The sequence below is a fragment of the Scopulibacillus cellulosilyticus genome (assembly GCF_042665295.1).
Taxonomy (GTDB): domain Bacteria; phylum Bacillota; class Bacilli; order Bacillales; family Sporolactobacillaceae; genus Scopulibacillus_A; species Scopulibacillus_A cellulosilyticus.
Genome location: NZ_JBHTCO010000004.1, coordinates 1 through 12,020, shown reverse-complemented (window position 1 = coordinate 12,020; position 12,020 = coordinate 1). Strand labels below are relative to the sequence as shown.

Annotated in this window: 12 protein-coding genes and 1 pseudogene; 6 read left to right on the top strand and 7 right to left on the bottom strand. The window is 35.5% G+C overall.

From position 1 onward, the window contains the following. Positions 1-94: 94 nt before the first annotated feature. The gene (locus ACFQRG_RS03285) at positions 95-391 is read right to left on the bottom strand and encodes an ArsR/SmtB family transcription factor (protein WP_380963564.1); all 297 of its coding nucleotides are present in this window, start codon (positions 389-391) and stop codon (positions 95-97) included. 62 nt (positions 392-453) lie between these two features. After that, positions 454-873 (bottom strand): GNAT family N-acetyltransferase, encoded by a 420-nt coding sequence (locus ACFQRG_RS03280; protein WP_380963562.1) that lies wholly within the window; start codon positions 871-873, stop codon positions 454-456. Between the two features lie 341 nt (positions 874-1,214). Here ACFQRG_RS03280 and cyoE point away from each other — a divergent pair, with 341 nt between their 5' ends. Then, the gene (gene cyoE, locus ACFQRG_RS03275; RefSeq protein ID WP_380964940.1) at positions 1,215-2,108 is read left to right on the top strand and encodes a heme o synthase; all 894 of its coding nucleotides are present in this window, start codon (positions 1,215-1,217) and stop codon (positions 2,106-2,108) included. 216 nt (positions 2,109-2,324) lie between these two features. On the opposite strand, the gene ACFQRG_RS03270 is transcribed toward cyoE, so the two are convergent. The 3 genes from ACFQRG_RS03270 to ACFQRG_RS03260 all read right to left on the bottom strand — a co-directional run bounded on the left by ACFQRG_RS03270 (position 2,325) and on the right by ACFQRG_RS03260 (position 4,512). Further along, on the bottom strand, positions 2,325-2,789 hold the full coding sequence (locus ACFQRG_RS03270) for a GNAT family N-acetyltransferase (protein WP_380963559.1): 465 nt from the start codon (positions 2,787-2,789) through the stop codon (positions 2,325-2,327). Between the two features lie 297 nt (positions 2,790-3,086). Beyond that, the gene (locus ACFQRG_RS03265; RefSeq protein ID WP_380963557.1) at positions 3,087-3,881 is read right to left on the bottom strand and encodes an ABC transporter permease; all 795 of its coding nucleotides are present in this window, start codon (positions 3,879-3,881) and stop codon (positions 3,087-3,089) included. Continuing rightward, a complete protein-coding gene (locus ACFQRG_RS03260; RefSeq protein ID WP_380963555.1) occupies positions 3,874-4,512 on the bottom strand; it encodes an ABC transporter ATP-binding protein in 639 nt (212 codons plus the stop codon). Before ACFQRG_RS03260 ends, ACFQRG_RS03265 begins: the two co-directional genes overlap by 8 nt. A gap of 363 nt (positions 4,513-4,875) precedes the next feature. Between ACFQRG_RS03260 and ACFQRG_RS03255 the strand changes: the two are divergent. Both ACFQRG_RS03255 and ACFQRG_RS03250 read left to right on the top strand, forming a co-directional pair. Beyond that, positions 4,876-5,636: pseudogene (locus tag ACFQRG_RS03255) on the top strand (MerR family transcriptional regulator). 163 nt (positions 5,637-5,799) lie between these two features. Continuing rightward, positions 5,800-6,927, top strand: a complete 1,128-nt coding sequence (locus ACFQRG_RS03250; protein WP_380963553.1) for an MFS transporter — start codon at positions 5,800-5,802, stop codon at positions 6,925-6,927. Positions 6,928-7,163: 236 nt separating this feature from the next. Here ACFQRG_RS03250 and ACFQRG_RS03245 read toward each other — a convergent pair whose 3' ends face one another. Together ACFQRG_RS03245 and ACFQRG_RS03240 are read right to left on the bottom strand one after the other, a co-directional pair. Next, positions 7,164-7,502: a DUF5362 family protein gene (locus tag ACFQRG_RS03245; RefSeq protein WP_380963551.1), complete on the bottom strand. Its 339-nt coding sequence runs from the start codon at positions 7,500-7,502 to the stop codon at positions 7,164-7,166. 217 nt (positions 7,503-7,719) lie between these two features. Further along, complete coding sequence (locus tag ACFQRG_RS03240) at positions 7,720-8,511, bottom strand: GNAT family N-acetyltransferase (protein WP_380963549.1); 792 nt, start codon at positions 8,509-8,511, stop codon at positions 7,720-7,722. Positions 8,512-8,895: 384 nt separating this feature from the next. Between ACFQRG_RS03240 and ACFQRG_RS03235 the strand changes: the two genes are divergently transcribed. The 3 genes from ACFQRG_RS03235 (at position 8,896) to ACFQRG_RS03225 (ending at position 11,218) form a co-directional block, all read left to right on the top strand. Beyond that, positions 8,896-9,342, top strand: a complete 447-nt coding sequence (locus tag ACFQRG_RS03235) for a GNAT family N-acetyltransferase (RefSeq protein WP_380963547.1) — start codon at positions 8,896-8,898, stop codon at positions 9,340-9,342. Positions 9,343-9,777: 435 nt separating this feature from the next. Continuing rightward, positions 9,778-10,230 carry a hypothetical protein gene (locus ACFQRG_RS03230; protein WP_380963545.1) on the top strand — a complete coding sequence of 151 codons (453 nt, stop codon included), beginning with the start codon at positions 9,778-9,780 and terminating at the stop codon, positions 10,228-10,230. A gap of 505 nt (positions 10,231-10,735) precedes the next feature. Continuing rightward, positions 10,736-11,218, top strand: coding sequence for a hypothetical protein (locus ACFQRG_RS03225; RefSeq protein ID WP_380963543.1), 483 nt, complete (start codon positions 10,736-10,738; stop codon positions 11,216-11,218). Positions 11,219-12,020: the final 802 nt, after the last annotated feature.

Below are 12,020 nucleotides of genomic sequence, written 5' to 3'. Positions count from 1 at the left end.
TCTATGTTACTCAAAAATATAAACGTAAGTACATTTTATTTATATAGTTTTAAAACCATCAAACAATAAATTAAAAACGAAGGCTTTTTGGCGCTTATAGTGTAGCCAAAAAACCAGGTAAAAATTCTTTAAAAGTGTCCTCCTTTATTTTTATAAACTTATGCTGGCCGTCACGGCCTGCTCCAACCAAATCTGCTTCAGCCAAAATTTTAAGATGATAGGAAACATTGGACTTATTCATCCCAATAGCGCCTCCAATATCTCCGCAAGAATTTTTTATTTGATTCTTTTCATGATAAAGATAGCGGATAATTTCAATTCGCTTTACCTCAGATAATGCTTTAAGTATCTTTACTCGTTTTTCATCTAAGTTAGATTGTTTGATAGTCATATAACTATGTTAGTGTTCGACTTGAACCTTGTCAAGCATCAAACAAAAATAGGATTTATTTATTAATCTAAATATTCGTCTGTCAGCTTTTGATTTAGATATCTTGCCATTCCCGTTTTTATCTTTTTTAATCCAAGTTTCCGATAAAAATTCTCATTTCCCGTTGTAGAGATTAAATGTACACAGGAAACATCACTAAGTTCATAAAGGAGAAAAGTCATAATTTTTCTGGCTATGCCTTGTTTTTGAAAATCCCGATGGACGACAACATCATAAATAGCAGCGTTAAACACACCATCTGAAATCGCCCTTCCAAATCCAATGATTCTCCCGTCCAATGTTACTAGTGCAATGACATTACTTGCTTCAAAAATTTGTTTAATGATTTCATTTGTGTGCTTAGTCCAACCGACAGAATGATATACTTCCTTCATTTCATTAAGATTTGCATGAGAAAAATCGCCATGTATTTGTATGTCCATATTCTTTCTCCTTATATCATTTAACAGTTATTTATACTTTCTATCTGCTGAGGAAATAGTCCTTTTCTATTCTCCCATCATTAAATTCAACGTTAAATTCACTTTATAGGAATAAAAAAAATAAGAACCCGGATACTAAAATTATGGATGATTTTTCCGTTTTTGTACGACATTTATTTTTTACCAATAGTTTCGTCTAAAAGTGTTCAAAGCTTGGCCCGTTATTATTGGGTGAATTATGGTAAACTGATAAACGTTGATATTTTTAGGTAAAAGAAAAGAGGGAAACAATGCAAAGAGAAGTAAAGATCGACAAAAGTGTTCAAAAGGCCCCTCTAACGATGCCGAAACAAAATTCCTCAAAAATTTTGGCGCAAACTGTTAAGTCCGGGATTATTAAATCAAATTTAATTCCGATGTTTGCTGGATTGACATTGGCCTTATATACCTACCGGATTAGTCTGTTTGATAAACTTCCGGAAATCATATTTGCTTTGATCGGCTCGATTCTAGTCATAGGCGCGGCTGGCGCTTTTAATAACCTTTATGATCGTGATATAGACTCGGTTATGAAGAGAACAAAAAACAGGCCAACCGTGACAGGTACAATAAAGCCTAAGACTGTGTTATGGCTTGGTATCTCAATGACCGTTCTTGGACTGGCAGCTCTGACTTTAGCAACGCCTCTTGCTGGATTTTTAGGATTTTTGGGGTTGTTTTTTTATGTGGTCCCGTACACGATGTGGAGCAAGCGCCGGACCATTTATAATACCGAGATAGGAAGTATTTCTGGCGCAATGCCGCCCCTTATGGGATGGGCAGCTATTCATCAAGACATCACGCACCCTGCCATTCTCGGTCTTTTTGTCGTTGCCCTTCTTTGGCAAATGCCCCATTTCTATGCAATAGCAATCCGCAGGGAAGACGAATACAGAGCGGCAAAGGTCCCAATGCTTCCAGTAGTTAAAGGTGTTAAACGAACTTATATACAAACAAATATTTATTTAGTCGTTTTAATCGCAGTCAGCTTTCTTTTTGGATCTTTAAGCATCGGGATTATGTTAGTTTCACTTCTTTTAAGTGTTGTATGGCTTATTTTAAGCATTGTCGGATATAAAAAAATGGATTCCGAAAAATGGGCGAAATCAATGTTTATTTTCTCGCTCTTCCATAATGCTATCTTATTTTTGACGATTATTATTTACTCGCTTATCGGCATTTTCTTTTTGATGTAAAATTGTTTATGAATCAACGACAGGGGCGTTTAAGTGATGTTACTTAAACGCCCTAAATATGTATCTGGTGAAACAACTCGAACAGCTTGATTGTTATCTTTATTCTTGATCATAAATGACTCAACACCATTAAAAGATTTATCAATTACACAGAGCATCCAAGAACGTACCTTTTGGATATGATCATTTCATAAGAGAAATCCATACTCTCAGTTATTATACATGTTGGCTTGATTTCTCCATAAAAAGGAAAAGCGTATCTTCATTTTCAATTTTCCCAACTTTGTACCCTTTGTAGCCAAGTTTTTCATACAATGCGATATTCTTTGATGAACGGCTTCCAGTGAACAATTTATAGGACACATTTTTAAAGTGTTTTTCAATTTCCTCCATTAATTTTCTGCCTATGCCTTGATTTTGGTATTCTGGGTGTACCATAAGCTTGTTAATATTACACACGCCATCCTTCTCATAGGCTCTGACAGAACCTACAATTTTCCCATCTTCGACATACTTTAGCACAATGTTCTTTTCAAATGACTGCTCTACAATTGAAAGATCTTCATTCAATGGCATAATTGTATAATCATTGTATAATTGTGCTTCACTCATATATGCGAGTTTTTGTAAAGCTAAGATTTCACTTGCATCTTTTCGATTTGCTCGTTCAATCGTTCCCATTTTCTATCTCCCCTCTAAAAATAAATCCATCCGAACTAGGAATAGGTATCGGGCACCGTATTTCACCAATGCTTTAACAAGTCTAATCTGCGAGTACGATATATCTTCGGAAAAAGAAATGATTTTCCCTACGTCCTTACGAAATATATTCTTTTGTTCATTGTCCAAATCGATGTTTATAGGTGGACGAAAGCCTTCTTGCAACCGATCCGAAGACTTCTCTCCTAGCGATTTTAACTAATATTCTTGTAAAAGATCTTTTATCGGGACTTATACCGTTCGAACAATATTTTGACGCTAAACTATTTCTTGCCCGTCAACAAGCTGGCATCGTTTGTTAAAAAAGGTTTTATACCCAAGTTGGGTAAAAATCATAACCGTCAATGAAACGGCGCCGGCGATACCAAGAAGAATAATAATTTGGTATTCAATAGCTACTACCGGCGAGATGCCAGAAAGAATTTGGCCTGTCATCATTCCAGGCAAAAACACAATTCCTGTGCCAACCATTGAATTTATCTGCGGAAGAATAGCTGAATCAAACGCGTGGTTAACTATTTGCTTTGTTGCCTCCTTAGGGGTAGCACCAAGCATTAAAGCCGACTCTACTGAATCTTTTTGTACTTTCATACTTTCGATAAGCGTGTTAACGCCAAGGGTTATTCCTGTCATAGAATTCCCAATAATCATGCCGGCGATTGGAATAAAGTAACGAGGATCATACCACGGCGAAAAATGAATAACAACAAAATCGAAGAATAGTAAACTGATAAAAGTCCCGACTATCATAGATAAAGCTATAACCTTTTTCAAAGCACGTGAAATGTCGTTTTTGACACGTTTATAAATATTATAAATAGCAAACCCTTCCATAAGAAGAACAATAAGCACTGTAACAAAAGGGTTAGGATGTTTAAAAATATACATTAAGAGGTAACCGACGATGACCAATTGAAGCGTCATCCTGATTGAAGCAATTAAAGTCTCTTTCTCACGGGGGATTTTTCTTAATTTGAGAATAACTAAAAGAATCAAGATAAATAAGTAAGCTGCAAGCAGCTGCCACAATTGAAGGTCTATAATCTTATTCATGTTCGTCTCCCTTCATTGTAAATGGCCTGATATTGACTAAAACATCGCAATAACGGCGAGCCATGTTCAGTGAGTGCGTCACCATCACAACCGTTTTGCACCGCTCTTTAATTGTGTTAAAAAAGCCGTTCATAACTGCATCCTCAAGTCCTTCATCAAGGGCGGAAGTCGGCTCATCCAGCAAAAAAACCGGCGGATCCATCAAGAGTACACGGGCCAAAGCTAAGCGCTGCTTTTCACCTCCTGACAGCGTTTCAGCATTGTCTTCCAAAGCCTTATCTAAGTGAACAACTTCTAACATCCGTTTTAATTCCTGGTCACTGACAGGAGGCTTTTCTGAAAAATGCAACCCGATTAACAGGTTATCTTTTACTGTCTTAGCGTAAAGAACCGGGGTTTGCGGCAGCATAACTACTTGCCTTCTAAGTTCAACCGGATCATATTGTTCTATTGCTTTTCCATTAAGTTCAATCGTCCCTTCATCATAACTAGTAAGATGGTTAAGCAGTTTGAGCAATGTTGATTTTCCGCTGCCGCTCTCGCCAACGATCCCTGTTATTTTGGCATCAGGAATTTCAAGGGAAGGAATATTGATAATTTGTTTAAAACGGACACCTTTAAGTGTAAACAAAATTGTTCACTCCTGTCGTGTTAATACGTGAATTTAGAGAAGCAGCCAAATCCCTTTAACTCTAGGGCAGTCGGTAATAACCCACCCAATTTTGTTCAAAGTTTTTTAAGGCAATGATCCCCCTTTCTTCATTATATTCTGTTTTTGACTTGCCTCCTCCTTCTCGTCATATTTATCTAGAAAAAGCAAAGAATTTGAAATCTAAACAACTTGCATCTAAAAATTGCCCCTGCGTGAATTATCATTTGTGCGGCAAATTTATACTTTCTTAAAGTGCAAAAAAGGGCTTAAAAATTTAAATATATTCCCTTGACCCTCTCGTTACGTGAAAGTTTATGATTGATGTATCAAGGAGGGATTCATATGGCATACACCATTGGCAAGTTAGCGAACTTGGCTGGCATCAGTACGCGAACGCTACGTTACTACGATGAAATTAACCTGCTTAAACCTGCAAAAGTTAACGAGTCGGGATACCGTATATACGGTCAGGAAGAGGTTGACCGCCTGCAGCAAATTCTTTTCTTCCGTGAATTAGATGTTGACCTGGAAACAATTGTCGCTATCATGAACGATCCGCACTTTGACAAAGAGCAGGCGTTACAGAAACATCATAGTCAGCTCATACAAAAACGCAACCACCTTGATAAATTGATTGAAACGGTGGAAAAAACCATCGCTCATCTGAAAGGAGAATACCCTATGGAAAATAAAGAAAAATTTGAGGCCTTTAAAGAAAGCTTAATTGCCGAAAATGAAAAAAATATGGAGAAGAAATTCGTCATAAATACGGAAATAAAACCATTGATGAATCCAATGCAAAACTTCGAGGTATGTCCAAGGGCGATTTTACTGCCATGCAAGCTTTAGAAAAAGAGGTGCTTGAGCTCATTAAACAAGCCTACGAAGCAGGCGATCCATCCTCCTCCCTCGCACAAAAAGCAGCAGCAAAGCACAAAGAATGGCTTATGTATTCATGGCCAAATTATTCTAAAGAAGCTCATGCCGGTCTTGCTGAAATGTACGTCGCCGATGAACGATTTAAAGCTTACTATGATAAAGCAGTTAAAGGCGGTGCCGAATTTTTGCGGGATGCCATCCTAATTTTTACAGGGAAAAAATAAAACTCTTTTTCAAAGAATAACAGTTTTTTTAACGGCAAATGCTAACATTTCTAATCTCATATTTTCTTCCAATTATCACAATTAGTCTTTTTGCATTTATTAATAAAGGGAATTTGAAAAAACTTACGAGGTGAATGAATTGCAAGGAAGGTTAAGGTTATGTGTGAGTTGGATAACTTTATTTTTAATGGGGACTGATTTATTTGTAGTTTCTCCCCTTTTACCTTTTATTTCTAAAGAATTTGTGCTTAGTCCTGCATTAGCAGGATGGATGGTAACTGTATTTGCTGTAACCTATGCTTTGTCTGCTCCCTTTTTTGGATGGATTTCAGATAAAAAAGGACGAAGAAAATTTGTTACATTTGGCTTATTGCTATTTGTACTGGCGAATATTTTAACTGCCTATGCCCCTTCATTCCTATTATTAATTGTCAGCCGTATTTTAGTTGGCTTTTCAGCGGCATCCATCACCCCCACCATATACGCAATCATAGGCGATATTGCACCCCCAAGCCGAAGAGGAACATGGCTTTCTATTGTCATTTCGGGACATTTAACCGCTCTTTGGGCTGGAGCACCTTTTGGCACATTATTAGAACATTTTTTTGGTTGGAGATCTGTTTTTGTTGTATTGGCTATTTTGGGAGCAATATTGTCTGCTATAAATTTTAAAACATGGGCATCTATCCCTAATAAAAGCAAAACGAAAATTACAAGACAAGGAAATTCATCAAGAATACTTGGTTCAGTAAGTGTTACCGCCATTTGGGCGATTTCAATGTATTCACTATATGTATATTTAGGTTCCGCTCTCTATTCTGAAAATCATTTCAGTTCATCAAAAATTGCTGAAGCTGTCATTTTTTACGGTGTTGGTGCCGTTTTAGGCAGTCTTTTAAGCGGGAAATTAACGGATCATTTCGGGGAAACGAAAATTTCAAAGGTAACCTTAATCCTTCTTACTTTCATTCTTATTTGCTTAGGCATTTTTTTCTCGTATGGCGAGTTGGTTTATGTGTTTCTTTTTTTATGGGCGTTAGTTGGCTATGCAGGATTTACCTCATACCAAGCAAGACTAGCAATGGAATATCCATTAAAACGGGGAATAGCGATGGCTTGGAACAATACAGCTTTGTATATTGGTATTACAATTGGCTCTATGATAGGCGGATTTGTTATATCTAATGGAGGATTTCATTTATTACCTTTTGTTTCAAGTGCTGCAGTATTCATTAGTTTCTTAATAAGTTTACAAAAGACAAAGAAAAGTAAAAAAGCATCAGCTTTTTAAATTATTTAAAGAAACAAAAAGAGCAGCAATTTGTTCCTCCAATGATTGAACTTTTGACTTTAAGCAATTTTGTTTGACCTTTATGAAAAGAGGAAACATTCTTACTAAAGTGGACAGCAGTGCTTAAAAAAGAAACCTATTTTCCTCAAATTAGGAGAATAGGTTTATCATTATAATTTGTGATAGAATTGACAGTCACATACCGAAATGTTGAACGCAAGAAGCAGTGTGGCCATTTATAGTGATTTTCCAGGGTCAGTCCAGACAACCAGTACACGTGTATTGCATCGCTCACAGTCAAAGTTGTGAAAATCCGTCTCGATAAGATTTCTAAAAGCACACGCCGGACATTCAACTTTTTGGTAGCCAACAGCTGACATAATTAATCCCATGGCGCTAAGGATCATCGGATATCCTACAATGATGTCAATTAGCGTAAGACAACATAATGCACCAAGTAATATACCGAATATACCGATCAGGAACGAAACAATACGGCCGAGATAGCCAACGATATTGCCCCGCTTTTTTATCACTTCAATACGGCAGTAATTAGATTCAGCCTCTTTTTCCAAACCCAGTACCCCCATACTATGAAAATTCCCCTTAGATTAGATATATTTTAAAACGCATAACTTGATGCCTCTTTCTTACTTAACTGTTCAACATTTTTTAATTTTTTCACTTTTATGTATCGATCAGCTGATTTCTGAACAGCTTGATAGGCATAATCCTTTATAACTCGATAACAAAAGTTATATATGCGGTTGAATAATAAAATCTTTAATTTTATCAGTATGTATACATCATCCAGTATCCAATGTCTTCAAAGCCAATTCTCTTATAAATTGCGCCGGCTGCTGGGTTATCATAGAACAAACATAGTTCTTTTCCTTCAAGTAAAAGATCGCTGCAAAGCTTGAGCATACATTTGGTGGCATAACCTTTTTTCTTATAATTTTCTAGCGTAGCGACTCCAACAACCATTGCTGACAAGGAATTTTCCGCTGCCGTTGAGGCCGTTGATACCATTTTTCCATCTTCAATAATAAAAAATGAACGCGAAGTTCCATTTTTCAACTCCCGACGTTTTCTTTCTACTGTAATAGTTGAATCACTGAATTCTGGAATAGCGTTCAGTAATTCAACAAGTGCTTCTGCATCATCAGGAACTGCTTGTTGTACATTTGAAAAAGCAACATCATTTTTATTGACTTTTAATCTCGTACACTTAGCATAATAGGTTTGTCTTTTTCTTTTAGGTTGTTTTTCCAAGTATGGTTCAATTTTTTCAGTGACATCCTTTAATCCGGACATCATCTTAAAAGAAGGATCATTTGACATAATCTCGGCAAAACCTTCTGCATTAAAAGATTCTGTTACAAATGGTATATAGTTTTCCTCGTATTTTAACAAAACAGCAATAAGTTCACCGTTTTCGTTAAATTCTCCCCAAAGTTTTTGGAATTCTTGTTCATATCCGTATGCTTCAATATCACCAATTAAAAACAAGTTTTCAGCACTCTTAGTTTTTAACAAATTAAAGCAAACTTCATGATCATTTTTGTTTAGTCTCCTTATCATCGATCCCTCTCCCCTTATATTGCCAGCAAAAGTATTCTCATTATTTTACAATAAAAAAAGCTTAACGAAAAGAAATAGGTACCGCGACATTAGAGATTGTTGGTGAGCGTCTAAATTTAAATCCTAAAGAAGGAGAAGAAGTGCCCTTTAATTCCACATCAAATGATAAATGAATCTAATGGGGATGTAGAACTTTTGGTGATTTCTCAGCCTAATATATAAAGTTGACAGTTTTTTTGATGATGTTTTACAACAGTGCCTCATTACAGATGATATACTTAAAAAAATCAGCAAGGCATTCGAGATAAACTGAATGAAAATTGCCTTTAAACTTTTTGATGATCTAACTTTCGTTTGACTTTATTATTGAAGGGAGTTTTATTCGTGAACATTCGAAACACTAAAGAAGAAGATTATTATAAAGTAATTGATGTTTTAAATGATTGGTGGGGCGGTCGGCAGATGACTCATTTATTACCACGGCTGTTTTTTGAGCATTTTCAACCAACAAGTTTCATAGTTGAAGATGATGGCGTTTTATCCGCTTTTTTAATTGGATTTTTATCGCAAACAAATCCAAAAGAAGCTTATATACATTTCGTAGGTGTAAATCCCGAACTTCGAAAAAAAGGTATAGCCAAAGAACTTTATGTACTATTTTTCGCTAAAGTCCAAGAATTGGGCTGCAATACAGTTAAATGTATTACTTCTCCAGTCAACGAAGTTTCCATTTCATTTCATAAACGAATGGGTTTTTCCGCGACCTTAGAAGCCGATTACGCTTGTGCCGGACAAGACCGTATTTTGTTCTCTAAAACTATAGGTTATTAATGCTTCCTAATTATATATAAAAATGTCCAGTTATTTTCCAATGGACTTTGTGATGGGCAACGATACCATCATTCATTTTATTTAAAGTACCTTTTCGCTTTTAAAGAACTGCTTTTGCGTAAAAAAATTGGGAAAAAATTATAGTTAACTTAATTTGGGTGACCAAAAATGGGGAGTTGCAAAAGCTGTTTGTTTTATCTTTCATAAGATATATTGTGTATTCACTATACCAATTTAGGTGCGCTATTAGGCGTGCCTTTTTTCTGCTTCTTTCAAAAAATTGGCACTTTTGCTTATCATACTGCTTGAGAACCCGGTTATGAACGTACATTTCTCCTTAATTGGGAGCGTTACTCTATTTTTGTCCAATCTTTTTATATTAAATTGTCATACTTTGATCTCGTAAAGCAAATCTGAATAAGGGAGGTGATAATATTGTCAGCCGGAATTTTTTTTAATGGGTTGCCGAGCACCGTATTGATTGGAGAATCACAGCTGTTCCAGGTATGTCATACAGCAACTGAACCCGATTTGGGAACTGAAGTGGAAGTGATTATTACCCTAAGTAAACCTTCTCAGCATAATGATCTTAAAGTCAAAGTCTTCAATCCTCTTACACAATTATTTGAACCTATTACATTTAATCAAAATGGGGTCGCGTTCTTTGGACCTTTTCCATTAGAAAACATCTGTAATCAGGTTCAAGCCATTTTTGAAAAACTGGGAACGTATACAGTAACACTTCAAATGATTCGTGTAAGCGATGGCATGGAATTGGCAAGAACAATGGGGACAGTAAATGCTGTTCCATCGCCAAAAGAAATAAAAAACCTCGAACGTCGTCTTCGTCGCTGCGTGAAACGAAGGAAGAAAAATCAGGGGAATTAAAACGATGTATCACTTAGATTAACATTAGCCGTTAAAAGCACGAAGGTAACCCAAAGCCAGTCCAATTATTAAAATATCTCAATGAACACTGCAACAACAAAGAAAAAGCATCGTATATCATCCATAAGCTTGCCTCCTAAATAAACAAATATAGAGTTAGATCGGTAAAATTTAATCCTTGTAAGAAAATAATAAGTAGGCTTTTTTCGGCCTATTTATTTTTTTGGATAAATTAACTCTGTTCATTGTCCATATCACGCACAGGGTTAATTTCATAATTTAAAATAAAAGGGTGTGAAGTAAAATCAACTTGTGGAGAGGTAGGGTTCGCCTTTAATAATTGTGCTTTTTATCCTATTAAAATGTGAGAGCTTTTTCATGGCGACGTCGGTCTTTAAAGTAAAGATTATGAATTTCTTCAATACAAGCCTGCACTATTTTAAATTTAACACAGCCTTTTTCCATAAGTGCATTGTTTATTTTTACAAAAAAAGGGAGGCAACCCATGTTTATAAGTATTTTAAGTTTACTTTTGGTATTTATTATTACGGGTATGTGCATCTGCTTGATCTACGTCCGTGATGGTGAACTTCTCAACATTTCGCAGGCTCATTGTTTAGTCATGTCTTTAAGTACCATTATAAGTCTTACTTTAGGAACAATTCTCGCTACCTTAATTGACTATCATTTCTTTATCTCACTTTTGTTTGGTCTAGCATTTGGATTAATTATCGGAAAACCTTTTGGTTCCTTTGCGATCGTTGACGGAATGGTATCCGGGCTAATGGGCGGTATAATGGGCGTAATGGTTCCCATGATGGTTCACATTAATCAAGTTTGGTCAGTCCTTTTCATGGACATCATCTTTATAATCCTAATATCCATTAATTTAAAATTATTCTTACTCCTAACTGGAAAGGGAAAAGTTAAACGAACTTTACAAATTCCCCAGAAGGAAACAAAAGATAAATCCTTTAAAGGTTATTAGTAATTAAAAAACAATTTACTTTGAGCAACCGGGCGCGGCTATAGAGTAGCGAAATCGCGCCCCATTTAACATGCTCTAAAGAACCCCTTTTAATTTCAATCATGTTATTTCCCCTCTATTGAGTGACAAACAAATCCTTTTTTATTTCATTTTTCTTAAGGTAATTCCTTTCATTATTCTATTAATTAATCCGTATGCGGAACATTTTTATTTCAACAAGCCATTTTCGTATAAAATCTTTTATAACAGACCGAATTTGCCTGATATTATTTCTGAATATTTTAAATTTATTATTTCATTTTAAATTATTTTGTTGTAGAATAAGAACAAAGAACTATATGAGGAGTGATATTCAAGGCTATGTCAGTTAAAGTAGATAGGTATAATATCCTGTCTTATGAGTTTGAAAGGAAACTGGGACGGTCTTTAGATGAGAAGGAAAAAGTTTTCGTACATTGGCTGGTTAGTAAGGAAGAAACTGAAAAAGAAAACAGAATGGGAACATTCTGTTTTTGTGAAAAATAGTCAAATATAGGCTTTTTATAAAGGGATATTTTTTCCAACTCATTCGTTTGTTACTGTTATTTTAAGCAATTTCATAAAACGGACAAAATATAAAAACTAAAAGTGAGAAATAAACACCGTTTTATATGGTGTTTATTTTTTGGCTTAATATTTAGGCTCTATAATATTTGTTGGGGTATGAGAAAAATTAAAACAAAAAAATACACGCAAGCTCCTTAATCCTTTACACTTGAATTGTTCAGAAACAAGAGAAGGATAGGAGTTACGTGTATATGCA